We start from the raw sequence: 26,157 nt of genomic DNA, 5'->3' as shown, positions 1-26,157 counted from the left end.
CCGCAACAGGGCTTGGTGTTACCGAGTGCTACAGGGCAGGTATCAAAAATGATCGGCTGAATCCTTTAGCGAGCACTCCGGGTCGAAGGCAACAGGATCGTCAGAATCCCCAGCAACGGCAGGAACGAACACAGCGTGTACACGTACTCGATGCCATGGATATCCGCCAGGTGCCCCAGCAGCGCGGCACCGATTCCGCCGAAACCGAACATCAGGCCGAAGAACACCCCGGCGATCATGCCGACGTTGCCGGGCACCAGTTCCTGGGCGAAGACCACGATGGCCGAGAACGCCGAGGCGAGGATGAAGCCGATGAGCATACTCAGCACGCCGGTCCAGAACAGGTCGACGTAGGGCAGGGCGAGGGTGAACGGCGCGGCGCCGAGGATGGAAAACCAGATCACCTGCTTGCGGCCGATCCGGTCGCCGATCGGGCCACCAAAGAACGTGCCCGCCGCGACGGCGCCAAGAAACAGGAACAGGTACAGCTGCGAACTGGCCACCGACAGGTCGAACTTCTCGATCAGGTAGAAGGTGAAGTAACTGGTGAAGCTGGCCATGTAGAAGTATTTGGAAAACACCAGCAGCGCCAACACCACCAGGGCGAACGTCACCCGCCGCTTTGACAGGCCATGGGTGGCCTTGCTGCCTTGCTTGAGCTTGAACAGGTTCAGGTGATTGCGGTACCAGCGGCTCAGGCCGTACTGCACGAGGATGGCAAACACCGCGAACAGGCCGAACCAGGCGACGTTGCCCTGGCCGTACGGAATGATGATCGCGGCGGCCAGCAATGGGCCGAAGGCGCTACCGGCGTTGCCACCGACCTGGAAGGTCGACTGCGCCAGGCCGTAGCGACCGCCCGAAGCCAGGCGCGCCACCCGCGAGGTCTCCGGGTGAAAGGTCGACGAACCAACCCCCACCAGTGCCGAGGCCACGAGAATGGCCGGGAAGCTGCCGACCATCGACAGCATCAGAATACCGATCAGGGTGCAGACCATGCCGGCCGGCAACAGCCACGGTTTGGGGTGACGGTCGGTGTAGAAACCGATCCACGGTTGCAGCAGCGAGGCGGTGAGCTGGAAGGTCAGGGTGATCAGGCCGACCTGGGTGAAACTCAGGCCATAACTGGCCTTGAGCATCGGGTAGATCGACGGCAGCACGGCCTGGATCAGGTCGTTGATCAGGTGCGCCAGCGCACAGGCGCCGATGACGCGCATGACCAGGGGGCTGGCCTGGCTGGCCACCGAAGCGGTGGGTGAGGGAGAGCTCAGGGTAGTGGTCGACATAGGCGAGTTTCCGGATAAAAACGCGAACTGCGAACGCAAGGCGCAGCCAATTTCAGGGTTCGGCGTTATCCTAGGGGCCTCAACGGCGCCCGTCTCGCGCAACTCGGGCGTGGACCATCGCAAAAAGGGCGTCATGATCAAACCATTGCAGACATTTCTCGCGGAGATCGACCAGGGCGGCTGGAGCGTACGCAGCAGTGCGACCGACTACCCGGAAAACTGGTTCATCCCGCCGCACTCCCATGAAAAGCATCAACTGATCTATGCCATCGAAGGCGTGATGGTGGTGCACGCCGCCACCAGCCAATGGACGGTGCCGCCGAGCCGTGGCATCTGGATGCCGAGCGGTGAAGTGCACTCGATTCGTTGTGTGGGGGCGATCAAGATGCGCAGTGTTTTCGTGCACCCTGACGCGAGCCCGGATCTGCCCGCCGAAACCCGGGCGGTGAGTGTTTCCGCGTTGCTGAGCGAGCTGATCAAGGTCTCGGTCGATTTTGACTTCGCCTGCAATCCGGACTCGCGGGAGGCCCGGGTGCTGCGGCTGATCCTGGATGAGCTGACGATCCTGCCGACCTTGCCATTGAACCTGCCGCAGCCCGCCGACCAACGTATCAACCTGATTTGTAGTGCGTTGCAGCGTGACCCTGGGGATGGCTCGACGTTGTCGGATTGGAGTGCCCGGTTGAGCCTCGACGCCAAAACCATCCAGCGCAGGTTTCGCAAGGAAACCGGCATGACTTTCGGCCAATGGCGCCAGCAAGCGCGACTGCTGTTGGCGCTGGAACGGATAGCCGTCGGGGAGAAGATCATCGACATCGCCGGGGAGCTGGGATACGACAGCCCAAGCGCATTCACGACCATGTTCAAGAAGCAGTTCGGCAAGACGCCGAGCGATTTTTTCAAGTGATGGAAAGGGTGTTCTCTTGCACAAGAGAACACCCTTGGGTCACCGGCACCGCGTCAAACAAAAAGCCGCAACAATATCGTCGCCAGAATCACCGTCGAAGCCCCGCCAATGCGCGTGGAGATTTGCGCGAACGGCATCAGCGACATGCGGTTGGAAGCCGAGAGGATCGCCACGTCTCCGGTGCCGCCCAGGCCGCTGTGGCAGCAGGTCACGATGGCCGACTCGATGGGGTACATCTTCATCAGGTTGCCGATGAAGAAGCCGGCTACGGTCATAGACACCACCACCGAGACGCATACCAGCACGTAGCCGACCGAGAACACTTTCACCACACTGTCCAGCGGCACGTAGAGCATGCCCAGGCCGATCATCACCGGCCAGATGAACGCCGATGACACCAGTTTGTAAAAGCTGTTGGCGCCTTTCTCGAGTTTTTCCGGCAGCACCCGAAGGTACTTAAACAGCACCGCCGCGAGGATCATCATCACCGGGCCGGGAATGCCCACGACTTTTTCCAGCAGGCCGCCGAGGACGAAGAACGCGCAGATTACCAGCACCCCTGCACCCATGACGCGGAAGTCGACAATAGTGCCTGTGTCTTCCTTGACCAGGAATTGGTCATTCTCGTCCTTGGCGCGAATCAGCGAGCCTTCGCCATTGATGGTCGGGCGCTTGAGGGCCAGGCGCGCCAGGTAACCGGCACAGATGATCGCCACGATGTTGCCGACCACGGCGGCGGGCGCCAGTTGAGCCACGTAGATATCCGGGGTGCCGCCGAGGATTGCCGAGTAGGCCAGCGACAGGGGCAGTATCCCTTCGCCGATCCCGCCGCCAATGATCGGCACGATGATGAAAAAGAACGTGTGGTGGAAGCTGTAGCCGACCAACTTGCCAACGATCAACCCGCTGGCAACGGCGGCCAGGGTGCCGACGAGCAAGGGAATGAACATCCGTAGCATGCCCTGAACCAGAATGAAACGGCTCATGCCCAGAATGCTGCCGACCACCAGGCTGGCGATCACGAAGTAAAGGAAGTTGGCTTCTTTCATCAGCATTTTGGTGGCGTCGATCGTCGCCGGTCCGAAGAAGCCGTAGAACACCAAGATCGATGGCAGCATCAGGCACAGGATGGCACCGCCGCCGATTTCCTTGAGGATCGGCAGGCGCGAGCCCATTTGGCCAAAAAACACGCCCATGGTCATGATGACGGCGAGCCCGCCGATCATGTTCTTGGGCAGGAAGCCCAGATGGGCCGAGAGATAAACGATGACCGCGATGCCGAGAAAGATCGGCAGCGGGATGACGCCGATTTCGTAGGCGCACAGGCTGCGCAGGCGTTGCACAAATCCGCCGTCGGAGGCGGTTTCGATTTTCAGGGATTGTTCATAGGGCTTGTTCATGTCGCGCTTTCCTCATGTTGTTTTTATCGAGGATTCAGAAACCACGGTTGGCCGGGGATGGATTGCCACTCGGTAGATCGATGGTATCCTTCGCTAATAACGCAATAAACAGCGAAAGTATGAGGCGTATGAACACGAATCGTGATCAATTTCCCTTGCCTGAAGACCTCAAGGTGTTCCTCACCGTCGTTCGAAAAAACGGCTTCGCCAGCGCCGCCGAGGAGCTGGGGTATTCACCGGCCTACATCAGCAAACGCATCTCCGTGCTGGAAACCACGCTCTCGACTCGGCTGCTGCACCGCACCACACGGCGCATCGCGCTGACTGACGACGGCGAGCGGGTGCGGGTGTGGGCGGAGAAGTTGCTCGGTGACTTCGATGACTTCGTCGGCGAAATATCCCAGGCGCGGCAACAGCCGATGGGTTCGCTGCACATCTGCAGCAGCTTCGGTTTCGGGCGCAACCATGTGGCACCGGCGATCTGCGAGCTGTCGCAAACCTATCCCAGGCTTGAATTGCGCCTGGACGTGTTTGATCGCGTGGTCGACATCGTCGGCGAGGGCTTCGATCTGGAAATCCGCGTGGGTGATGACCTGCCGGGCCAGCATCTGGGACGCAAACTGGTGAGCAACCGACGGGTGCTGTGTGCGACGCCCGAGTACCTGGAGCGCAGGGGTGTACCGCAATCGCTGGCGGACTTGAAAGACCACGATTGTCTGGTGCTCAAGGAGCGCAACAACGCGTTCGGCGTGTGGAGCCTGACGAAGGACGGGCAGGAAGAATCGGTACGCGTCAGCGGGCCGTTATCGTCCAACAACGGTGAGATCGTGTTGCAGTGGGCCCTGAGTGGCGGCGGGATCCTGTTGCGCTCGATGTGGGATGTGAAGCCGATGCTGGAGCAGGGGCGACTGGTGCAGGTGCTGCACGATTACACCCAGAGCGCCAACGTCTGGGCGGTGTACCCGACGCGGTTGAGCCAGTCGGCCAAGCTGCGGGTTTGCGTGGAGTTTCTCGAGGAATACTTTCGTCATCTTTGGGTTGAATGAACCACCGGCATCTCTGTAGGAGCGAGCCTGCTCGCGATGGTCGTTAACGATAACGCGTGTTTACTGGTTAAACGCGGTGCCGTTGAGTCCATCGCGAGCGAGCTCGCTCCTACAGAGCATTAGATCCGCCGCCGGGGTTTTGCATCAGCCCAACCAGGGATTTTCCGCCAGATGCCGGGCCTCGAAACGGCGAATCTGCTCTGCGCGTTGCAACGTGGTGCCAATGGCATCCAGCCCCAGCAGCAATGATTGCTTGCGCAGTTCATCGATCCCGAACGGGATCACGTTGCCGTCTGCCAGTTTGATGGTTTGTTCCGGCAGATTGACGCTGATTCGAGCCGTTGCCGGGTTGCTGGTCAACGCGGCAATCTGATTGAGTTGAACCTCGGTCAGCTGGATCGCCAACACGCCATTGCGTTGGCAATTGTCGTAGAAAATACCGGCGAAGCTGGTGCCGATCAGGGCGCGTATGCCGACCTGTTTCAGCCCCCAGACCGCATGTTCGCGGCTCGAACCACAGCCGAAATTGGGACCCACCACCAGGAACGCAGCGTCGCTCCAGGCCGGTTGGTTGAGGATGAACCCGGGATTGGGTTCGCCGGACTCAAGGAACCTCAAGTCAAAGAACAGCCCCTTGTCCAGCCCCTTGCGATCAATCCCTTTGAGGAACTGCTTGGGCATGATCACGTCGGTGTCGATGTTGGAGGCCAGGAGCGGGGCGGCGCTGCCGCTGACGAAATCGAAAGGTTGCATGGTTCAAGCCTCCAGCGCGAAGGTGCGCACGTCGGTCAGGTGCCCGGTAATCGCTGCGGCGGCGACCATGGCCGGGCTCATCAAATGGGTGCGCGCACCGGCGCCTTGGCGGCCTTCGAAGTTGCGGTTGGTGCTTGAGGCGCAGCGATCACCGGGGGCGAGCACGTCGTCATTCATGGCCAGGCACATCGAGCAACCCGACTGGCGCCATTCAAACCCGGCGTCGAGGAAGATCTGCGCCAGCCCTTCGTCTTCGGCCTGATCACGCACCAGGGTCGAACCGGGAACAATCATGGCCCGCACGTGGGCTGCCACCCGTTTGCCGCGCACGACGCGGGCGACATCGCGCAGGTCTTCGATGCGCGCGTTGGTGCATGAGCCGATGAAGGCGTGGCTGATCACCACGTCGCTGAGCGGCATGCCCGGTGTCAGGCCCATGTAGTTCAGGGCGCGTTGCATGCCCTGACGCAGGATCAAGTCAGGTTGCGCGGCCGGGTCCGGCACATGCCCGCCCACCGATGCGGCCTGATCGGGGCTGGTGCCCCAGGTGACCATGGGTTCGAGCGCCGCGACATCCAGGGTGACTTCGCGATCGAACACCGCACCTTCGTCGCTGTGCAGGCCGCGCCATTTTGCGACGGCCTGTTCCCACAGTTGGCCTTGGGGGGCACGGGGTTTGTGTTGCAGATAAGCAAAGACCTTGTCATCCGGTCCCATGAACGCGCCTCGGGCGCCCGCTTCGACGGCCATGTTGCAGATGGTCATGCGCGCTTCGACGCTGAGGTCGCTGATCGCCGGGCCGGCGAACTCGATGGCATAGCCGGTGGCACCGGAAGCGCCGATTTTTTCGATCAGGGCCATGATGATGTCCTTGGACGTCACGCCCGTACCGAGTACACCGTTAACCGTCACGCGCATTGTCTTCAGGCGCTTGTAGACCAAGGTTTGCGAGGCCAGCAGGTGTTCGATTTCCGAAGTGCCAATGCCGAAACCGAAGGCACCGAGGGCACCGTAGGTAGTGGTGTGGCTGTCGCCGGCGGCAACGACCATGCCGGGCAGGATAAAGCCTTGTTCGGGGGCCACGACGTGCTCGATGCCCTGGCGCTTGTCCAGCACGTCGAACAGTTCGATACCGAAGTCGCGGCAGTTTTCTTCGAAGTAAGACACCTGACGAGCGCCGCCAGCGTCCGGCATGGCGGCAGTGCGTGTCGGTGCCGTGGGATTGACGTGGTCGACGACCGCCAGGGTCGCGCCCGGGCGCCAGGCTTTGCGACCGGCTTCGCGCATGCCACTGAAGGCTTGCGGGCTGGTGTATTCGTTGGCGACCTGGCGGTCGATGTACAAAAGAACGTGGCCCTGATCGTCGAGGGCGCATACGGTGTGGCTGTCGATGTGTTTTTGGTAGAGCGTTCTGGGGCTGTGCATGGAGTGGGCTCTTGTTGTCATGCGAGATCACGGAGATGTACCCACAGCATATTCGTCGCCATTCCTGCATCAAGCGCCATTAAGTGAAGGCATTGAACACGATCTGTGAATTACCGGGCGCTGCTCAACGTAAAGAAACTACCTAGAACACTGCGGCAAATACCGTTGCCTATGGGGTTCGTCTCAATATCCCGCTGGTGGGGGCTGCCCTAGGCTGTGTGGTTTTGGCAAACCGGTGGGCGGAGTTGTTATGCGTTTGTTTGAACTGATCACTTTTACCGTGCGGGTGCGCACGGTTGCGCAAGCGTTGGCGCAGATCGAGGCGGCGTTGGACGACCCGAAAGTTGGCGGCACGTTGATAGGCTGCTGGGCTTCGGAGATCGGTCAGTTGAACCAGATTGCCGTGCTGCGTGGCTATGAGGACGAAAACCTGAGGCAAGCCGAGCGCGAGCGTTTCCTGCTGGGGGGTGGGGCGTTTGGCATCAACGAGTTCATCACCGATCTGCGCATCGAAAACTACACGCTGTTCCCCTTTCTCGAACCCTTGAGCGCCGGTCAGCACGGTCCGTTCTATGAACTGCGCGTCTACGACCTGGTCAGCAGCGGCTTGCAACCCACCCTCGACGGCTGGAGCAAAGCCATCGAAGCGCGAACCGCCGAACAGTATTCACCGGTGTACGCGGCGTTTTATGCCACTGACGGTTCGCTGCCGCGCTATCTGCACATCTGGCCGTGGACCACTTTGGAACAGCGCCTGCAAGTACGCACCCAAGCGGTTGCCGACGGCGTCTGGCCGCCGGAAAACTCCGGCCCGCAACTGCGTGACATGCGCTCGACGATCTACCTGCCTGCAACGTTCTCGCCCTTGCAATGACCAAAGCACGGTTTGACTGGCCGGATGCCCGCCTCAATGCAACGCCTGCTCGTCCAGGTACTCGTTCAGGCACTCGATGAACGCCTGATGCTTGCGCGTGTGGCGTCGGTGCGCCGGGTAAATCACATGGATTTTCCGGCCAAACTGCTCAGGGTCGAGGTCAGCGTCCGGTAGCAGTTGCACCAGTTCGCCGCGCCTGAGGTAGGGCGCGGCGCTCCACTGCGGGCAGAACTGCAAACCCCGGCCGGCCAGCAGGGCGCCGAACAGGAAGTCATAGTTGTCGCTGCTCAGCCGGGGTATCGGCTGGGGGATTCGTTTGCGTTCGCCTTCGTGCTCCAACCACCAGTAATGCGGGTTGAGGGCGGGATGACGAAACAGCAGCCAATCATGTTGATTGAACGTGTGGGGTTGAACCTCCAGCGGGTTGCGTTGCAAGTAGCGGGGGCTGGCGCACAAGAGGATGCGGTTGGCGGTCAGTGGGCGGGTGATCAGGTCGGGCAGTTCCACCGGGCCGTCTCGCACCGCCAGGTCGAACCGGCCTTCGACCAGGTCGACGAACTCATCGCTCAGCACCACGTCCAGGCGCATCTGCGGGTAGCGCTCGAGAAATCGACAGCACACCGCATTGAGAAAGGCCGGTGCGAAGGAGGGTGGGGCGGTCACGCGCAGCAGGCCATACATTTCCCGCTGCAACTGGTCGATGTCCTCTCGGGCTTGCTGCAGTTGCGTGAGCACTTGCCGCGAACTGGCGAGGAAAATCTCCCCGGCCTCGGTCAGCGCGATGCGTCGCGTGGAACGCTCGAACAGGCGCGCGCCCAATTCCTCCTCCAGGTGGGTGATGGCCCGGGTCAGGGCCGAGGTGGTCTTGCCCAATTGCGAGGCGGCGCGGGTGAAACTGCCCTGGTCGGCGGTTTCGACAAACATCGCGATGGCGCTGAGTTGGTCCATGCAGTGTTTCCTGTTTGGAAAGTATGTGTTGCGTGGGCCGAGTATTCTTTACTGCCGCCCGGTTCGCTAGTCTCTCGGCATTCTTACAAGAAAAAGGTGCGGGACGATGAAGCGAATACTCCAGTCGGCATTGGCCATGGCAATTGGTCTTTCCTCTATGGAAAGCATGGCGGCCGCCGATCTGATTTTGCATAACGGCAAAGTCTTTACCGCCGAGCAAGGCAAGGCCCTGCAACAGGCAGTGGCAGTGGAGGACGGAAAAGTCGTCAAGGTCGGCAGCGACGCCGAGGTGCTGGCCCTCAAGGACCCCGGCACGCAAGTCATCGACTTGCAGGGCAAGGTGTTGATGCCCGGCCTTATTGACACCCACAGCCACGCGGTGTTTGGTGGGATGAAGCTCAAGTCCGCCGACCTTGAGACACAAATGCTGCCGTTCGACGAACTGGAGCAGCGCTTGCGCGAGTGGCGTGACAACGGCAAGGCACGGCATGGCGACATCCTGGTCGTCGGTGGAACACCCTCGACCTACTGGAGCCAGGTGGCGGAGTTTGAAAAGCGCTTCAACCAGGGCGAGTGGGCAGGCACGCCGATATTGTTCGTCGGTTGGGATTACCACACCGGTTGGGCCAACAAGGCCCTGCTCAAACGCGCCGGTATCGATGCCGAGCGGGTCAAGGCACTCACTGGCGAAGCGGTGGCGACCATCGGCCACCATGACGACAACACCCCCAATGGTTTCGTCGCCGATGCCGGTCTGTCGGCGGTGATGTCGCAGCTGCCGCCCGCCAGTCTTGAGCAATTGATCGGCGCAGCCGAAGCTGCCCGCGATCTTTACCACAGCCTGGGCGTGACGGCCCTGATGGACCCTGCGGCCAACGCGGTGCCCGGGGATGCGTTGTTCGACTTCAAGCCCACGGTGAAAAATGTCGGGGTGCTGCCGGCCTACAAGGCGTTGGCGGACAAGGGCGAACTGCGTATGCACGTGGCGGCCTTGATGGTCGTCAACCCCAAGAGCAAACCCGCCGACCTTGAGGTCATGGAGCAGGTCCGCCAGCAGTTTGCCGATGTCGACAATCTAAGCCTACCCGGCATCAAGGTGTTTGCCGATGGTGTGGCCGAGTTTCCGGCACAAACCGCCTCGTTGCTGTCGCCCTACAAGAACTCGCTCAAGGGCGGCGAATTGCTGATCGACCCGGCGCACTTCGGCGAATTGGTGGGCGCTGCCGATGCCCGCGGCTGGCTGGTGCATGTGCATGCCATCGGTGATCGTGCGGTGCGTGAATCCCTCAATGGCATCGAGCAGGCGCGTCGCGAAGGGCACAACAACGTGGCCCACTCCGTCACCCACTTGCAGATGGTCAACCCCAAGGAATTCACCCGGTTCAAGCCGCTCAACGTCATCGCATCGATGCAGCTTTACTGGGCATCGGCAGACGAGCTGAGCATCGACTTGCTGCAGCCTTACATCAATGCCATGCAATTTCAGTTCATGTACCCGGCGCGTTCGTTGCTCAAGAACGGCGCGACCATTTCCGGGGCCAGCGACTGGCCGGTGTCGACACCGGATCCGTGGAAAGCGATCGGGCAAGCCATCAGCCGTAAAGGCCCCAAGGGTGTGCTGAACCAGGCAGAAGCCATCGACCGCGAAACCATGTTCAACGCCTACACCCGCAACGCCGCGAAAACCATTGGCCTGGAGCAGCAGATCGGTACGCTGACCCCTGGCAAGCAAGCCGACATGATCGTTGTCGATCGCGATGTGTTCAGTGCGCCGGAAACGCAACTGGCCGACACCCAAGTGCTCAAGACTTACTTCGCCGGCCGCGAAGTCTACAGCCGCCCGTAACTCCCCTCTGTTCGCCCACCCTTTGCCCAGTCGGCAAGGGGAGGGCGAAGCCTTGCCAACTCAATAATAAGAAAGGACCTGAAACATGCATCGCCCTGCATTGACTCTGTTTGTCGCCTGCACTTTTTTGCCGCTGGCCGCCCACGCCATTACGCTGAACGATGACTTTCAACTGATGCTCAAACCGGCGGTGGTCAGCGACTACCGCAGCCGTGGCTTGTCGCTGACTCTGGGCGACCCGGCGGCGCAACTGGACGCCACACTGCTGCACAGCAGCGGCGCCTACGCCGGGGTCTGGACCTCCAATGTCGATTTCGGCCTGAACTATAAAACCCGGTTGGAGCAGGATTTCTACGCGGGCTTCTTCAAGCAGATCACCGATGACGTCAGTCTCGACCTGGGCTACCTCAAGTACACCTACGCCAGGCAATCGGACTTCAACCAGAGCGAGGTCTACGCCATCGTTAAAGCCTATGGCTTCAAGTTCGCCAGTTACTACTCCAACGATTTGCAGACTTTCGTGGGCAAGGACCAAGACACCCTCTACACCTGGCTGGGTTACAGCTACGCGCTACCGGCGGACACGGGACTGGAGGTGCGCTATGGCCGATTCGATTTCAAGGATGACGTGTTCATTGCCGGTAACGGCGATGCGCGCGGCGACTATCACGAGTGGGAGGCTCGGCTGACCCATAGCGCCGTGGGCGTCGACTGGGCGGTGGCCTACATCGACACCGATCTTTCCGCGCACGAGTGCACTAGCTACTACGGCTATGGCGACGTGTGCACCGCCACCGTTGTGGTCAGCGCCAGCAAGACCTTCTGATCGAGGTGCGCTAGCGTCCTGATCAGAAGGTTTTCGGTGGGTTCATTCAGAAACGATCCAGCCTGTACGGCGCAGCCGCCGGCAGGTTGTGGGGCTGGGTGCCAGTCAAGGGCGAGGCCATTTGCGCGATCATTTCCGCCGTGACCGCCGCCTGGGTCAACCCCAGATGCTGATGACCGAAGGCGAGCAGGACCCTGCCGTCGCACACCCGGTCGATGATCGGCAGGGAGTCGGGCAAGGACGGCCGGAAACCCATCCACGGCGTGGCGGCTTCGGCACTCAGGTCGCGTTTGAACAGGCCTTTGCTCAGGCGGTGCAACTGCCAGGCGCGTTCCATGGTCGGTGGGCGGTCGAGACCGGCGAACTCGACGGTGCCTGCCAGGCGCAGCCCGTCAGCCATCGGCGTCATGATGAACTTGCGCTCCAGTGAAGTGACGGCGAACGGCAAGCGTTCGTGCTCGTGGGGCAGCATCAGGTGATAGCCGCGCTCGGTGTCCAGCGGCACCTTCTTGCCGGTCAATGCAGCGGTGAGCCTGGCGGAATGGGCGCCACAGGCAACCAGCACGTGTCGACTGCTGACGCGTCCTTGATTGGTGATCAACGACACGCCGCTTTCATTCAATTGCCCACCCTCGACCCGCTGCTTGAGGAACTGCACGCCGCTGCTTTTGGCCGCGTGCACCAATTCGCCGACCACCTGGAAGGGATCGAGAAAATGCCCGGTGTGCGGGAAGAACAAGCCGCCCCGGAGCTGCTCGCTGAGTTGCGGCGCCGCATCGCGTACCGCCTTGGCCCGCCAGAAATCCACCGGCACCTGCTGCTGGCGCATGCGCGCCTGTAGCGCTTCGATGGCCTGTTGCGAGTCGGCGCGCTCGAACACCAGCAACGAGCCGTCTTCCTTCAGCAACTGGGGACGTTCGATGGTCTCCAGCAACCGGTGCCAGGCCCCCAGGCTGCTTTCATTGAGCGCGCGGATGCCGGCCACGGTGCGCTGGAACGGCGCCGGTCGCAGGTTGAGCAACAAGCGTGCGAACCAGGGCAGGGCCCGGGGCATGTATTTCCAGTCCAGGCGCAGCGGGCCCATCGGGTCCATGAGCATGGCGGGCAGGCGTTTGAGGATCGACAGGTCGGCGATGGGGAACACCTGCTCGGTGGCCAGGTGCCCGGCATTGCCGAACGAGGCGCCACGACCGGGCTCCTGCTGATCGATGACCACCACCCGCCGGCCCTGACGCGCCAGGCGCAGGGCGCAGGCGACGCCGATGATCCCGGCGCCGATCACGGCAACGTCCGCCACTGCATTGGGGCTGTTGAAAAGGGAGTCGTTGGACATGGCCTAGGCTTCTCTCTGGCCGTCGAGCAGGCGACGCAACTGCAATGGGTTGCCGTGCTTGAGCGCGGCCGGCAACAAGGCGTCCGGGAAGTCCTGATAGCAGACTGGGCGCAGGAAACGCAGAATGGCGGCGGTGCCGACCGAGGTGGTGCGCGCATCGGACGTCGCCGGGAACGGGCCGCCATGGACCATGGCATCGCACACCTCGACCCCGGTCGGCCAGCTATTGACCAACAGACGCCCGGCCTTGCGCTCGAGGATCGGCAGCAAGGCCCTGGCGCTCTCCACGTCGGCATCGTCCAGGTGCAGGGTGGCGGTCAGTTGGCCTTCCAGGTGTTCGATGACCTGGCGGATTTGCTCGTCGTTGGCACATTGCACGATCAGCGACGCGGCGCCGAACATTTCTGCCTGCAACGCCGGGTCGGCGAGAAACTCACTGGCCTGGGTGACGAACAGGTGGGCCTGGCACTGGTTAGGGGGTTCGCCCTTCAAGCCGACGGCCACTGTGTCAGCGTGGGCATGCTCGGCCAGAGCGCCGACGCCGGCCTCGTAGGCCTTGAAAATGCCGGGGGTGAGCATTGTCTGCGCCGGGCTGCGCTGTAGCAGTTGCGCGGCCGACTGGATGAAGCGTTCTAGGTCCGGGCCCTGGCGGGCAATCACCAGACCTGGGTTGGTGCAGAACTGGCCGGCGCCTTGGGTGAGGGAGGCGACGAAGCCTTGCGCCAGGGCTTCGGCTCGCGATTGCAGGGCTGCCGGGAACAGCAAGACCGGGTTGATCGAGCTCATTTCCGCATACACCGGGATCGGCTCGGGACGCGCCTGGGCCGCGTTGCACAAGGCGATGCCACCGCTGCGCGAGCCGGTGAAACCCACGGCCTTGATGCGCGGATCGGTGACCAGGGCGATGCCTACTTCGCGGCCGGAGCCGAACAACAGCGAAAACACGCCTTCGTGCAGCCCGCACAGTTTGACCGCACGGGCCAGGGCTCGGCCCACCAACTCGCTGGTGCCGGGGTGCGCGCCATGGGCCTTGACGATCACCGGGCAACCGGCGGCCAACGCCGACGCGGTGTCACCGCCGGCGACGGAGAAGGCCAGGGGAAAGTTGCTGGCGCCGAACACCGCCACCGGGCCGAGCGGCACCTGACGCTGACGCAGGTCCGGGCGGGGCAGGGGCTGACGCTCCGGCAGCGCGGAGTCGACCCGTACATCCAGCCACTCACCGGCACGCACGGTGCGGGCAAAGGTGCGCAGCTGCTGGCAAGTGCGGCCCCGTTCACTCTGGATACGCGGGCGTGGCAGGCCGGTCTCGGCCACGGCGCGGTCGATCAATTCATCGCCCAGGGCTTCGATTTCGCTGGCGATGGTTTCGAGGAATTCGGCGCGGGCCTCCAGGGACGTCGCGCGGTAGCTGTCCAGGGCACTCCACGCCAGGGCGCAGGCCTGTTCGACGTGTTCGCCGCTGCCACCGTGATAGGCCGGTTCAAGGGGGAGATCAGTGGCGGGATCGATGCCGCGGATCGCTTCGCGGTTGCCGGCGATGGCCTGCTGGCCGATCAACATGTTGCCTGTCAGAGTCATGGTCTTTCCTGAAACAAAGAGGGGGGGCGTTGCGAAAAAAAACGCCGTACCGCCGTGGGCGAAAATAAAGGCGGCGCACCTTGGCACGCCGCTGTACAGGCTGAATATCAGGCGAAGTTCTGCTCGGCCGACCACTGCTCGTACCACTGGCGGAACAGCGCGTACTGGTTCTCGGCATAACGACGCTGGGCATCGCTGAGCGCATCGGTCTCGTTGAAGTGCAGGGTGTATTCCTTGTCGCCATTGAGCACCATCAGGTGCTTGTAGTAGAGCACCAGGTCGCAACCCTCATCGAAGGACGACAGCACCGCCAGTGCCGATTCCAGTTCCCGCGCCTGACGACGCGCCTTGGCATCGCCCTTGGCCGCTTGTTTGCTCAAGGCCACCAGGCGCAACACTTCGCGCGGCAGCGCGTTACCGATGCCGGTGATGGCGCCGGTGGCGTTGCAGTTGACGAAGCCATGGACCACCTGGGTGTCGACACCGACCATCAGGGTCACGTCATCGTCCTTGGAGGTGATGTGTTCGGCGGCGTAGCGCAGGTCGGCGGCACCGCCGAACTCCTTGAAGCCGATTAGGTTCGGGTACTCGCGGCGCAGTTCGAAGAACAGGTCGGCGCGGGTGGCGAAGCCGTAGTAAGGGCTGTTGTAGATCACCGCCGGCAGGCCTGGAGCAGCTTTGAGGATCGCGGCGAAGTGGGCTTTTTGCGCGGTGGCCGAAGCGCCGCGAGACAGCACGCGAGGGATGACCATCAAGCCATGAGCACCGACTTTGGCCGCGTGTGCCGCATGGGACACCGCTTCGCGGCTGTTGACGGCACCGGTGCCGACGATGGTCGGAACACCGGCGGCCACCAGGCGCGCCACGCCTTCCTGACGCTCGGCTTCGGTCAGCAGCGGCCAGTCGCCCATGGAACCGCAATACACCACCGCGCTCATGCCAATGTCGATCAGCTCGCGACCCTTGGCCACCAGCGCGTCGAAGTCCGGCTTGCGCTCGGCGGTGCATGGGGTCATCAGTGCAGGGATGCAGCCAGTGAAAATGTTGTCGCTCATTTTGTTGTCACTCCTTGAGGCGTTCATTCAGATTTGGTCAGGGAAAAGGCGTGGGGCTCAAATGCCCCACGCAAAGGGGTCCTGTTCGTCGATCAGCAAGGTGCTGTCGGCGGTCATGTAGGCGCGGCCGGTGATGAAAGGGATGATGTGTTCGCCTTCCCATTCGTAGCTGCCGACAAATTGGCTGGCGGTGATGCTGGCCTGGACCCAGCGTTCGCCGGCGGCCAGTGTTCCGTCAGCCGCCAGGCACGCCAGTTTTGCGCTGGTACCGGTCCCGCAGGGCGAGCGGTCGTAGGCCTTGCCCGGGCACATGACGAAGTTGCGGCTGTCGGCGTGATCGTCGTCGGCAAACAGTTCGATGTGGTCGATCAGCGCGCCGTCTTCACCGTGGATGCCCTGGGCCTCGAGGGCCTTGAGCATTGCCCAGGTGTACTCGGTGAGGAACTCGACGTTGTCCATCTGCAAGGCCTGACCGTGATCGGACACCAGGAAAAACCAGTTGCCGCCCCAGGCGATGTCGCCGTACACGCGGCCATGCCCCGGCACTTCGACCGGCACCTGTTGGCGGTAGCGGTAGGCGGGTACGTTGCGCAGGGTGACGTTGCCGTCCTCATGCAGCGTGGCGCTGACCGGGCCGACCGGCGTATCGATCTTGTGCTCGCCGGGCTGGATATGCCCCAGGTAATGCAGCGAGTTGACCAGGCCGATGGTGCCGTGACCGCACATGCCGAGGTAACCGGCGTTGTTGAAGAAGATCACGCCGCAAGTGGCATCCGGCGACACCGGTTCGCAATACAGCGCCCCCACCAGCACATCGTTACCACGGGGCTCCAGCAGGCAGGCACGACGCCATTGGTCATGCTGCTCGCGCAGGGCATCGCGCTTCTCGGCCATGGTCCGGCCGGGCAACTGGGGCAGGCCCGACATCACCAGGCGAGTCGGCTCGCCGCCGGTGTGGGAATCAATGACATGTACTTTTTTCATAAACCTTTCCATTTGAGGAACACGCAGGCTTTGCTGGCCTGAATTTCAGCGAGAGGTCTGGGCGGATACACCGATCGGACGCTGGCCTGCGGTCGTGCCGGTGTGAACAGGATCGGCTTGGCTTTCACCGTCCTCGTCTTCCAGGCGAACCAGATGCGCCGGCACCCCGGTGGCCGCGCCCCAGTAGTAGATGCCCATCGCGCAGGCCGCCACGACCACTGTGTCGAAGGGATGGGTGAGTACGCCCATGCCGCCGAAGCTGCCGAGCCAGGACAGCACGATGGTCACGGCATAGAAGCCGATCAGCCACGCCGAAGAACGCACTTGTTGGGCCAGGCTCAGGTGTTGGGTCGGCACGAAACGTCCGCACAGCAGGTACACCACGAACATCAGGATTTGCAGGCCGAGCAACCAGGACACAGTGCTCCAGCCAGACCAGTAGACGATCAGCGCGGCGATGATGAACGACACCGGGCCGAGGACACCCATGCGCTTGACCTTGAACGGGCGCGGCATGTCCGGCGCATTGCGGCGCAGGGCAGCCACCGACACCGGGGCCACGGCGTAGCTCAACACCAGCGCGGCGGAGACCACATTGATCAGCGCTTCCCAGGAGGGGAAGGGCAGGGTCCAGAACACCGACAGGGCGAAGGTCAGCCACAGCGCCGGACGCGGGATCCCGGACTTTTCGTCAATGCGGGTGAAGACCTTGAAGAAGGTGCCGGTCTGCGCCCAGCCGTAGATCACTCGCGGTGTCGCGTTCATGTAGATGTTGCCGCAACCGCTGGGGGAGATCACCGCGTCGGCCACCACCAGATAAGCCAACCAGCCCACACCCAATGCCAGGGCGATGTCGCGGTAGGGCAGGGCCAGTTCCTTGGCCACGCCGGCCCAACCGTTGGCGAGCATTTCGGTAGGCACGCCGCCGAGGAATGCTACTTGCAACAACACATAGATGGCGGTGGACAGCAGTACGGAGAGGATCAGTGCAATCGGGATGGTGCGTTGTGGATTCTTCACTTCGCTGGCTACCGAGATGATCGGTGTCAGCCCCAGGTAGGCGAAGATAATGCCGCCGGCGGACACCGCCATCTCGACACCTGACAGCCCGAACGGCATGAAGCCCTGGGACTGGAAATTCTCCGGTTTGAAGAAGGTGAACAGCACGCCGATCACCAGCAGCGGCACGATGAACTTGAACATGCTGATCAAGTTGTTGGCCTTGGCGAACGTTTTCACGCTGTAGTAGTTGAGCATGAAGAACAGGCACAGCAGGCCGAACTGGACCAGCCAGCCAATCGCCGTTGGATTGCTGGAACCGGCCTGGGTCAATGCGGGAAACCACGCAGCGGCATACTGGCGCGCGGCGACCACCTCGATGGCCACCAGGCTGGAAAACGCGATCAGCGTGATGAAGCCCATCAGGTAACCCAGCAACGGGCCGTGGGAGTAAACCGGGTAGCGAACCACACCGCCGGCACGGGGCAGCGCTGCGCCGAGTTCACAGTAGACGATGCCCAGCAGCAGCACCGCAAAACCGCCCAGCAGCCAGGAAAAGATCCCCGCCGGCCCCGCGATGGCGGACACGTGACTGGCTGCGAACAACCAGCCGGAACCGAAGATGGCCCCCAGTCCGATAAACGTAAGGTCTATCAACGAAAGTTGTTTTTTGAACTTGCCTTGGCCTGACATGGCATCGCCTTCTTGTGAGTTATTGGATAGGCAGGTGTGCACTTCAAGACGCCCCGGTCGGTTTTGCCGAGGAGGGCGGTGGCCATAGAGTGAACTTGGCGGCGTGCCCGCGATTGATGTTTTCCTTGGGTGTCGATGACGAAATCAGCACAATGGGAAATGTCTGATTTTTGCGAGGGACCGGTTGATGACTCAGGATGCGTTTGCGCTGTTGTGCCAGGGCGACGACTCGAATCGCCCCGAATCCATCGAGCAACTGCTGGCGGGCGTTGCGCTTCTGCTGCCCATGCTGGATGTCATTCCGAATGCGGCGATCTTCATCAAGGATGTGCAGGCGCGCTATGTCATGGCCAACCGCACGCTGGTGCAGCGCTGTGGTTTGAAGCAGCTAAAACCGCTGCTGGGGAAAACCAGCGCCGAGGTGTTCCCGGAGCAACTGGGGCCTGGTTACACCGAGCAGGACCGGCGGGTGCTGGAGCAGGGGCTGGTGCTGGAAGACCAGCTGGAGTTGCATCTGTACGGCAGCCGGGAACCTGGCTGGTGCCTGACCCATAAGCGCCCCTTGTATAACCGCCGCAATGAAATCATCGGTCTGGCGGGCATCTCGGTCGACCTGCAATCGGCCAGTGACACGCACCCGGCGTACCAGCGCCTGGCGGCAGTGGACGAGCACATTCGCGCGCATTTCAACCGTCGCGTTACCCTGGGCGAGTTGACGCGCATCGCCGGTATTTCCGTGGCGCAACTGGAACGCTACTGCAAGCGCGTGTTTCACCTGACGCCCCGGCAGATGATCCAGAAGGTTCGCCTGGAACACGCGCATCGACTGCTTCACACCGATATGCCGATCACAGAGGTCGCCCTGCAATGCGGCTATACCGACCACAGTGCGTTCACCCGGCAGTTCAAGGCATTGACCGGTTTCACCCCGCGCCAGTACCGGCAGGCCACCGGTCACCAGCAGCCGTCCGGTCTGGATTAGCGACGCGCCGCCAATGGCCCTGTAAACTGGCCGCGCAAAAGGCGCCTGCCTCACCACCTCAAGCAAGAGAGTCCTCATGGCAAACCACGACCTGACCTTCACCCCTGATCCTGATGCGGATTCGATTTCCTCCGACGTTGTCGGTTTCGGCGGTGTGCTGGTCTCCACCCAGATCCCCACCCGCGCCGACGGCAGCCTGGAACTGGGCGACATCACCCTGCAAAGCGAATGCACCCTGCAAGCGCTGAAGGTCGCGCTGGAGCGAGCCGGCAGTTCCATGGACCGCGTGATGCACCTGACCATCTACCTCACCGACATGGCCGACCGCGCCGCGTTCAACGAGGTCTACAAGCGCTACTTCGCCAAACCCTGGCCGGTGCGCGCTGCTGTCGGGGTTGCCTCGTTGGCGGTTGAAGGCATGCGCGTGGAAGTGACCGCGATGGCGGCCAAGGCCTGATCACGGCAACACACACACAATACTGTAGGAGCGAGCTTGCTCGCGATGAACCTGAGAGCGACTCGGGGCATCAGGTTGCCAGCGTTATCGTTGACGGCCATCGCGAGCAAGCTCGCTCCTACAGGGATTGAGGCCTGCTCGAAGCACCACCTGGCAGCGCACGGGTGCCGGTCAGGCGTTTCGCCGCTACAATGCACGCCTCGACCGTGACAAGCCTGACTAAAAAAACTATGTCTTTGCCCAAACATCACCTGGAATTGCTCAGCCCTGCCCGCGATGTCGCCATCGCCCGCGAGGCCATCCTGCATGGCGCCGATGCCATCTACATCGGTGGCCCGAGCTTCGGCGCCCGCCACAATGCCTGCAACGAAGTGAGTGATATCGCCCAATTGGTGGAGTTCGCCCGTCGCTACCACGCCCGGGTGTTCACCACTATCAATACCATCCTGCACGACAACGAACTGGAACCGGCCCGCAAGCTGATCCATCAGTTGTACGACGCCGGCGTCGATGCGCTGATCGTCCAGGACCTGGGGGTGATGGAGCTGGACATTCCGCCGATCGAGCTGCACGCCAGTACCCAGACTGACATCCGCACCCTGGAGCGGGCGAAGTTCCTCGATCAGGCCGGTTTCTCGCAACTGGTGCTGGCCCGCGAGCTGAATCTCCAGGAGATCCGCGCTATCGCCGACGAAACCGACGCAGCCATCGAGTTCTTTATCCATGGTGCGTTGTGCGTGGCGTTTTCCGGCCAGTGCAACATTTCCCACGCGCAAACCGGGCGCAGCGCCAACCGTGGCGACTGCTCCCAGGCCTGCCGTCTGCCGTACACCCTCAAGGACGAAAAGGGTGGGGTGATCGCCTACGAAAAGCACCTGCTGTCGATGAAGGACAACAACCAGAGCGCCAACATCCGCGCCCTGGTCGAGGCCGGCGTGCGCTCGTTCAAGATTGAAGGCCGCTACAAGGACATGGGCTATGTGAAAAACATCACTGCCTACTATCGTCAGCGCCTCGACGCCGTGCTCGAAGATCGTCCGGACCTGGCCCGTGCCTCCAGCGGCCGCACTGCGCACTTCTTCCTGCCCGACCCGGAAAAAACCTTCCACCGTGGCAGCACCGATTACTTCGTCACTGACCGCAAGATCGACATTGGCGCCTTTGATTCGCCGACCTTCACCGGTCTGCCGGTGGGTGTGGTCGAAAAAGTCGCCAAGCGCGACATGCAGGTCGTGACGCACGAGCCGCTGTCCAACGGCGACGGCCTCAACGTGCTGGTCAAGCGTGAAGTGGTGGGGTTCCGCGCCAACATCGCCGAACCCAAAGGCGAATTCGAAGAGGACGGCGAGAAACGTTATCGCTATCGCGTCGAGCCCAACGAGATGCCGGAGGGGATGTACAAGCTGCGCCCCAACCATCCGCTGAATCGCAACCTTGATCACAACTGGCAACAGGCGCTGCAAAAGACCTCCGCCGAGCGTCGCATTGCCCTGAACTGGGTCGCTCGCCTGCGTGAAGAGCAGTTGGAACTGACCGCTACCAGCGAAGAGGGCATCAGCGCCAGCGTCACCCTGGCCGGCCCGTTCGGCGCCGCCAACAAACCGGAACAGGCGCTGGAGCAATTGCAGGATCTGCTCGGCCAACTGGGTACCACGCAGTACCACGCCATCGACATCAAGCTGGACGCGCCGCAGGCGTACTTCATCCCCAACTCGCAGCTCAAGGCCCTGCGCCGTGAAGTGATCGACGCCTTGACCGAAGCGCGGATCGCCGCCCACCCGCGTGGCAGCCGTAAGGCCGAGACCACACCGCCGCCGGTGTACCCGGAGTCGCACCTGTCCTTCCTGGCCAACGTCTACAACCAGAAGGCCCGCGACTTCTATCACCGCCACGGCGTCAAGCTGATCGACGCGGCCTACGAGGCCCACGAGGAAACCGGCGAGGTGCCGGTGATGATCACCAAGCACTGCCTGCGTTTCTCCTTCAACCTGTGCCCGAAACAGGCCAAGGGCGTGACTGGCGTGCGCACCAAGGTTGCACCGATGCAGCTGATACACGGCGATGAAGTACTGACGTTGAAGTTCGACTGCAAGCCTTGTGAAATGCACATCATCGGCAAGATGAAAGGCCACATCCTCAACCTGCCGCAACCGGGCAGCGTGGTGGGACACATCAGCCCCGAAGACCTGCTCAAGACCATCCCGCGCGCACCGCACTGAGTGACCGGTGAGTGCGCCGCAACGGCGCGCTCACCTGTTCCAGCCTGAAACCTCTTTTGCTGAAGTCCAGACGCTGACGATAAACCTGGAGCTGGCGGTCGACACTATTTACAGGTATCGGCGACGGCCTTTTCAGCACGTTTGAATTCCTGTTTGACGTCGGTCGGGATGCGTTGCCTTTTCAGTTCCTGACCGAGGAAGGGTTGTTCGCCTCGGGACTGGACCTCAGCCTCCTCGGCCGTTATCTGCGCCTCGATGGCAGCGGCGTGCTTGTCGATGACGGCATCGACCTCGGCTTCATTCCTGGCGGTATCGAGCGCCAGGACCAACTGGCCGGCCTCGGCTTTTTCGGCTTCGGCATAGGCTTCGACCGTCAACCCGGAGGCCAAGGCTCGCGCTTGGGTTTCCAGGTCATTCAGGTGCTCCCGAGCGGCCTTGCAGACCGCTTCCTGTCGCTGGTTCTGGATGTGTTCCCAGGTGTTCAACCCATAAACCGCGGTCCCGAGTACCAGAAGGGTTGCAGCGGCCCCCATTAATTTGCCTTTCACTTTTGGCGCCCTCAAATGGCAAGGGAAGGGTGTTGCATAAACGATTCCCGATTCAATTCGAGTAAAGAAAAGCGTAGCAGAGCTGTTCGGGCTGAATGTGCGCCGATAAATCCCCGAGATCCGGCTCAACACTAAGCGCCTGTTTTAATGAACAATTTTTTTTGTTTGGGCTTCCCAGACGAGGAAAAAGTTGGTAAATTTGCGCCCACTCTTGCAGCGGCCCTCAGGGAACCAGCCGCGAGAGCAGGCAACAGGTCTTGTTGCCACTCAAGAAAGCGAGTGCCAGGCACTCATCGCAACAGATACAGGGGCGTCGCCAAGCGGTAAGGCAGCAGGTTTTGATCCTGCCATGCGTTGGTTCGAATCCAGCCGCCCCTGCCATTTTTTTATTCCTGCATAATCAGATAACACTCGACCGACGGTTATTATTCGTCGACTCGTCGATTCGTTGGTTTTTGCCTCCCGTTCCCCGGTCGCGCTGGCGCTACTACCGAAAGCGCTCCGGGATGGCCTCGGCAAACGGGTACCAGGAAAAATACGGCCTTGCCTCGTCGATGACCCGCTTGACCGAGGACCTTTGGGTCAACCTGTCGAAATAAGCACTCAAGTGGCGATGATCGCCGGGAAAGGGTACGAGGGTGCTGGCGTAGAACAGTGCCGGGGCGGCGGCACAGTCGGCCATGCTGAACGCGGGGCTGGCGACCCAGGTTCTTGCCGCCAGCTGACGTTCAAGCATGCCGTACGCCGTCATTAGCGCGGCGCGTTCGCGGGTCAGGTCGCCGTTTGCGGCATTGATTCTGTCAGCGACGATCTTCTGCATCGGCACCTGGATGTGCAGGTCGAAAAAACGATCCCACAGACGCACCTCCAGCGCGGTTTCCCAGTCGTCCGGAACCAGATGCACCTGGCCGGGATGAAGCCGGTCCAGGTACTCAATGATCACACTCGACTCCGGCACATCCTTTTGCCGGGCGTGATCGCGCAGCACCGGAAACTTGCCGATCGGCCACAGCGCTTGAAGCTCGGCCCGGTCAGCCTCGTTACCCAGGTCTATGACCCTTTTTTCAAACTCGATTCCCAGTTCATAGAGAGCGATCAGCGCTTTGTGGCAGAACGACGAGAGCGGATGGAAATAAAGAGTCAGTGACATCCTGCAATTCCTCGGTGAGATGGAAGCCACCTGATTATCCGTCGCTATCGGCCAATGCGCGAGGTGCTCCGCCCTGATGCCCGGCGCCTGCTGTTCGGGTTAGAGTACAAGTCTTCTGGCCTGAACATCAGGCATGCCACGTTTAGGGTCATATCGCCATGCACCAGATCGGACTCATTGTTTATCCCGGCTTCCAGGTTCTGGGCCTGGCCATGTGTGCCGCCTTCGAGTTGGCCAATAGCGCCGGCGACGAGCCGTTGTACCGCATTACATTGCTGTCCGAGCCGGGTGGCCTGGTGCAAACGTCCGCCGGTTTTGCAGTGCAGACCGAAGCGTTCGACCAGCGCGCGTTCGATACGCTGCTGGTCCTAGGCGACAATCTGATCCGCCCGACCACGCCGGGCATGTTGGAGTTTCTGCGCCGCGCCAGCCACGGCACCCGGCGTCTGGGTTCGATTTGCACGGGGGCGATTGCCTTGGCCCAGGCCGGTTTGCTTGATGGTCGGCGGGCGACCACCCACTGGGCGCATGTGTCGGCGTTTCGCAAGGCGTACCCGAACGTGAAGGTCGAGGAAGACCGGATCTTCATAAACGACGGCAACGTCTGGACGGCTGCCGGCATGAGCGCATGCGTCGATCTGGCGCTGGCCCTGGTGGAGAGCGATCTGGGCGTCGACGTTGCACGCAAGGTAGCGCGGCAATTGGTGGTGTATCACCGGCGTTCCGGCGGGCAGTCGCAGTTTTCGGTGATGCTGGAGCTGGCCCCCAAGACCGATCGCATACAGGCCGCGCTGAATTACGCCAGGCAGAATCTCAAGTCCGCGCTGTCGGTCGAGGAGCTGGCCAGTGCGGCCAATCTCAGCCCTCGGCAATTCAGCCGGGTGTTTCATGCCGAAACCGGCCAGTCTCCGGCCAAGGCCATCGAAAACCTGCGGGTGGAGTCGGCCCGGTTGATGATGGAAACCGGACGGCACTCTATCGATGTGGTAGCGACGGACACCGGCTTTGGTGACCGGGAGCGGATGCGCCGCGCTTTTATTCGTGCGTTCGGGCAGCCGCCGCAGGTGATTCAGCGTGCCAGTCGGGGCTGAATCGTCATGTCCTGAAAGGTGGTGTATGCGACATTCAGGTCTTAATATTATTTACGTAATATTTATCTCGTTGAAACCTTTTCCTCAATGAGATCACCGCCATGACCCTCGTCAAAGCCGCCGCCGTACAAATCAGCCCTGTTCTTTACAGCCGAGAAGGCACCGTCGACAAAGTGGTGCAGAAGATTCTCGAACTCGGCGAGCAAGGTGTGCAATTCGCAGTATTCCCGGAAACCGTGGTGCCGTACTACCCGTACTTTTCCTACGTGCAGTCGCCATTCGAAATGGCCGCCGAACACCTCAAGCTGCTGGACCAGGCAGTCACCGTGCCTTCGCACGCCACCGATGCCATCGGCGCTGCGGCCAGGCAAGCGGGGATGGTCGTGTCCATCGGCGTCAACGAGCGCGATGGCGGCACGTTGTACAACACGCAGTTGCTGTTCGATGCCGACGGCTCGCTGATCCAGCGTCGCCGCAAGATTTCCCCGACCTACCACGAGCGCATGATCTGGGGCATGGGCGACGGCTCAGGCCTGCGGGCCGTCGACAGCGCGGTAGGGCGCATCGGGCAACTGGCCTGCTGGGAGCATTTCAACCCGCTGGCCCGTTATGCCTTGATGGCCGATGGCGAACAGATCCATGCGGCCATGTACCCGGGGTCGTTTGCAGGTCCGCTGTTCGCCTCGCAAATGGAAGTCAGCATTCGTCAGCATGCTCTGGAGGCCGCGTGCTTTGTGGTCAACTCCACGGCGTGGCTGTACCCCGAGCAACAGGCGCAGATCATGGCCGACACCGGTTGCGCCATCGGTCCGATCTCCGGCGGTTGCTACACCGCGATCATCAGCCCGGATGGCTCGGTGCTGGGTTCGTTGCATGAAGGTGAGGGCGAGGTGATCGCCGACCTCGACATGGGCCTGATCGACAAGCGCAAGCGCATGATGGATTCCCGTGGACACTACAGCCGCCCGGAACTGCTGAGCCTGCTGATTGACCGCACGCCGCAATCCCATGTGCATGAGCGCAGCGCGCATCCAAAGCTGGCGGAACAGACCGGGCTGGAAGAGGTGATGGGTTAGTTCCGGGGAAAAAAAACAGGGGACTTCATGGAAGTCCCCTTTTTGTTTGTCGGCGTTGCAGCTGTCGTTTCAGCGTCGCCAGAAGCAACGCGCCAGCAGCGCATCGATGCCGAGCTTACCGCCACCCGACAGCAACAGCGGCGTGAGGGCCACAAGATAGATCAAAGGCAGCTTGAAGTTGCCGTAACCCTTGTTGCTGATGGCATAGCCTTGGGCGAGTTCACTGAGAGTGTGCCAGTCGGCGGGCCAATGCACGGCGGCGGTTGCGACGAGGGTTACCACCATCAGGCTCAGCGCCGAAAAACGTGTGCCCAGGCCCACCAGCAAGGTCAGGGCGAAGATCAGTTCGGCCCACATCGACAGTTCCCAGTTCAGCGTCGCTGGAAGGTGGTCGAACGGAAACGGGAAGCGCTCCTGGATATCGGCGAACCAGTTCTGGCCGTTGAATTTTTCCAGGCCGGACTCGAAAAATTCCCAGGCGAGGAACACCCGCAGTGCCAGGGGGGCAACCCAGTCGCCGGCACGGTCGAGGTTCAGGTGCAGGCCTTTGACGGCCGAAGAAACGGAAGTGTTCATGGGCGTAGTTCTCTTTCAGGTCAGGGCGGCGGGGCAACGGCATACCCCCGAGAGTTGAGCGCTTTGATCGGCTTGGCCAATCGACAGGCGTATTTCATCAAT

Annotated in this window: 23 protein-coding genes and 1 tRNA gene; 11 read left to right on the top strand and 13 right to left on the bottom strand. The window is 61.7% G+C overall.

Going from position 1 to position 26,157, the window contains the following annotated elements:
- Window positions 1–65 precede the first annotated feature (65 nt).
- Window positions 66–1,286, bottom strand: a complete 1,221-nt coding sequence (locus tag KW840_RS26535) for an MFS transporter (RefSeq protein WP_218498291.1) — start codon at window positions 1,284–1,286, stop codon at window positions 66–68.
- Between the two features lie 133 nt (window positions 1,287–1,419).
- Here KW840_RS26535 and KW840_RS26530 point away from each other — a divergent pair, with 133 nt between their 5' ends.
- A complete protein-coding gene (locus KW840_RS26530; RefSeq protein ID WP_057715259.1) occupies window positions 1,420–2,193 on the top strand; it encodes a helix-turn-helix domain-containing protein in 774 nt (257 codons plus the stop codon).
- A 53-nt stretch (window positions 2,194–2,246) separates the two neighbouring features.
- On the opposite strand, the gene KW840_RS26525 is transcribed toward KW840_RS26530, so the two are convergent.
- Window positions 2,247–3,593, bottom strand: a complete 1,347-nt coding sequence (locus KW840_RS26525; RefSeq protein ID WP_057715258.1) for a 2-hydroxycarboxylate transporter family protein — start codon at window positions 3,591–3,593, stop codon at window positions 2,247–2,249.
- Between the two features lie 128 nt (window positions 3,594–3,721).
- On the opposite strand from KW840_RS26525, the gene KW840_RS26520 reads away from it, so the two are divergent.
- A complete protein-coding gene (locus KW840_RS26520) occupies window positions 3,722–4,639 on the top strand; it encodes a LysR substrate-binding domain-containing protein (RefSeq protein WP_218498290.1) in 918 nt (305 codons plus the stop codon).
- Between the two features lie 144 nt (window positions 4,640–4,783).
- On the opposite strand, the gene leuD is transcribed toward KW840_RS26520, so the two are convergent.
- Both leuD and leuC read right to left on the bottom strand, forming a co-directional pair.
- Window positions 4,784–5,392, bottom strand: a complete 609-nt coding sequence (gene leuD, locus KW840_RS26515; RefSeq protein WP_218498289.1) for a 3-isopropylmalate dehydratase small subunit — start codon at window positions 5,390–5,392, stop codon at window positions 4,784–4,786.
- Window positions 5,393–5,395: 3 nt separating this feature from the next.
- Window positions 5,396–6,817: a 3-isopropylmalate dehydratase large subunit gene (leuC, locus tag KW840_RS26510; RefSeq protein ID WP_150814498.1), complete on the bottom strand. Its 1,422-nt coding sequence runs from the start codon at window positions 6,815–6,817 to the stop codon at window positions 5,396–5,398.
- A 250-nt stretch (window positions 6,818–7,067) separates the two neighbouring features.
- Between leuC and KW840_RS26505 the strand changes: the two genes are divergently transcribed.
- Window positions 7,068–7,691, top strand: a complete 624-nt coding sequence (locus KW840_RS26505; protein WP_218498288.1) for an NIPSNAP family protein — start codon at window positions 7,068–7,070, stop codon at window positions 7,689–7,691.
- Window positions 7,692–7,724: 33 nt separating this feature from the next.
- Here KW840_RS26505 and KW840_RS26500 read toward each other — a convergent pair whose 3' ends face one another.
- Complete coding sequence (locus tag KW840_RS26500) at window positions 7,725–8,639, bottom strand: LysR family transcriptional regulator (protein WP_218498287.1); 915 nt, start codon at window positions 8,637–8,639, stop codon at window positions 7,725–7,727.
- Window positions 8,640–8,745: 106 nt separating this feature from the next.
- Between KW840_RS26500 and KW840_RS26495 the strand changes: the two genes are divergently transcribed.
- Complete coding sequence (locus KW840_RS26495) at window positions 8,746–10,485, top strand: amidohydrolase (RefSeq protein ID WP_218498286.1); 1,740 nt, start codon at window positions 8,746–8,748, stop codon at window positions 10,483–10,485.
- Window positions 10,486–10,570: 85 nt separating this feature from the next.
- On the top strand, window positions 10,571–11,311 hold the full coding sequence (locus tag KW840_RS26490) for a TorF family putative porin (RefSeq protein WP_057715251.1): 741 nt from the start codon (window positions 10,571–10,573) through the stop codon (window positions 11,309–11,311).
- Window positions 11,312–11,357: 46 nt separating this feature from the next.
- Here KW840_RS26490 and KW840_RS26485 read toward each other — a convergent pair whose 3' ends face one another.
- From KW840_RS26485 to KW840_RS26465, 5 genes are all read right to left on the bottom strand, one after another.
- Complete coding sequence (locus KW840_RS26485) at window positions 11,358–12,644, bottom strand: FAD-binding oxidoreductase (protein ID WP_218498285.1); 1,287 nt, start codon at window positions 12,642–12,644, stop codon at window positions 11,358–11,360.
- A 3-nt stretch (window positions 12,645–12,647) separates the two neighbouring features.
- Entirely contained in the window at window positions 12,648–14,225 is a 1,578-nt protein-coding gene (locus KW840_RS26480) for an aldehyde dehydrogenase (NADP(+)) (RefSeq protein ID WP_218498284.1), read from the bottom strand.
- Window positions 14,226–14,332: 107 nt separating this feature from the next.
- On the bottom strand, window positions 14,333–15,280 hold the full coding sequence (locus tag KW840_RS26475) for a dihydrodipicolinate synthase family protein (protein ID WP_057715248.1): 948 nt from the start codon (window positions 15,278–15,280) through the stop codon (window positions 14,333–14,335).
- A gap of 57 nt (window positions 15,281–15,337) precedes the next feature.
- A complete protein-coding gene (locus tag KW840_RS26470; protein WP_218498283.1) occupies window positions 15,338–16,264 on the bottom strand; it encodes a 4-hydroxyproline epimerase in 927 nt (308 codons plus the stop codon).
- A gap of 45 nt (window positions 16,265–16,309) precedes the next feature.
- Complete coding sequence (locus tag KW840_RS26465) at window positions 16,310–17,956, bottom strand: APC family permease (RefSeq protein WP_057715246.1); 1,647 nt, start codon at window positions 17,954–17,956, stop codon at window positions 16,310–16,312.
- A 187-nt stretch (window positions 17,957–18,143) separates the two neighbouring features.
- Between KW840_RS26465 and KW840_RS26460 the strand changes: the two genes are divergently transcribed.
- The 3 genes from KW840_RS26460 (at window position 18,144) to KW840_RS26450 (ending at window position 21,614) form a co-directional block, all read left to right on the top strand.
- Window positions 18,144–18,938 carry an AraC family transcriptional regulator gene (locus KW840_RS26460; protein ID WP_057715245.1) on the top strand — a complete coding sequence of 265 codons (795 nt, stop codon included), beginning with the start codon at window positions 18,144–18,146 and terminating at the stop codon, window positions 18,936–18,938.
- Between the two features lie 76 nt (window positions 18,939–19,014).
- Window positions 19,015–19,395, top strand: a complete 381-nt coding sequence (locus KW840_RS26455) for a RidA family protein (RefSeq protein ID WP_008021538.1) — start codon at window positions 19,015–19,017, stop codon at window positions 19,393–19,395.
- A 230-nt stretch (window positions 19,396–19,625) separates the two neighbouring features.
- Window positions 19,626–21,614 carry a U32 family peptidase gene (locus KW840_RS26450; protein WP_057715244.1) on the top strand — a complete coding sequence of 663 codons (1,989 nt, stop codon included), beginning with the start codon at window positions 19,626–19,628 and terminating at the stop codon, window positions 21,612–21,614.
- Between the two features lie 104 nt (window positions 21,615–21,718).
- Here the strand turns inward: KW840_RS26450 and KW840_RS26445 are convergent, their stop codons facing one another.
- Window positions 21,719–22,147, bottom strand: coding sequence for a hypothetical protein (locus tag KW840_RS26445; RefSeq protein ID WP_057715243.1), 429 nt, complete (start codon window positions 22,145–22,147; stop codon window positions 21,719–21,721).
- A 321-nt stretch (window positions 22,148–22,468) separates the two neighbouring features.
- On the opposite strand from KW840_RS26445, the gene KW840_RS26440 reads away from it, so the two are divergent.
- Window positions 22,469–22,543, top strand: a tRNA-Gln gene (locus KW840_RS26440).
- Window positions 22,544–22,649: 106 nt separating this feature from the next.
- On the opposite strand, the gene KW840_RS26435 is transcribed toward KW840_RS26440, so the two are convergent.
- Entirely contained in the window at window positions 22,650–23,312 is a 663-nt protein-coding gene (locus tag KW840_RS26435) for a glutathione S-transferase family protein (protein ID WP_218498282.1), read from the bottom strand.
- Between the two features lie 158 nt (window positions 23,313–23,470).
- On the opposite strand from KW840_RS26435, the gene KW840_RS26430 reads away from it, so the two are divergent.
- Window positions 23,471–24,403 (top strand): GlxA family transcriptional regulator, encoded by a 933-nt coding sequence (locus KW840_RS26430; protein WP_218498281.1) that lies wholly within the window; start codon window positions 23,471–23,473, stop codon window positions 24,401–24,403.
- A gap of 101 nt (window positions 24,404–24,504) precedes the next feature.
- The gene (locus KW840_RS26425; RefSeq protein ID WP_057715240.1) at window positions 24,505–25,479 is read left to right on the top strand and encodes a nitrilase-related carbon-nitrogen hydrolase; all 975 of its coding nucleotides are present in this window, start codon (window positions 24,505–24,507) and stop codon (window positions 25,477–25,479) included.
- Window positions 25,480–25,548: 69 nt separating this feature from the next.
- Here the strand turns inward: KW840_RS26425 and KW840_RS26420 are convergent, their stop codons facing one another.
- Window positions 25,549–26,055 (bottom strand): DoxX family protein, encoded by a 507-nt coding sequence (locus KW840_RS26420; protein WP_218498280.1) that lies wholly within the window; start codon window positions 26,053–26,055, stop codon window positions 25,549–25,551.
- Between the last annotated feature and the right edge of the window lie 102 nt (window positions 26,056–26,157).

The sequence above is a fragment of the Pseudomonas sp. PDM30 genome (assembly GCF_019218985.1).
GTDB classification, from domain to species: domain Bacteria; phylum Pseudomonadota; class Gammaproteobacteria; order Pseudomonadales; family Pseudomonadaceae; genus Aquipseudomonas; species Aquipseudomonas jessenii.
The sequence above is the reverse complement of the archived record's forward strand: the minus strand, read 5'-3'. Positions and strand labels throughout refer to the sequence as shown.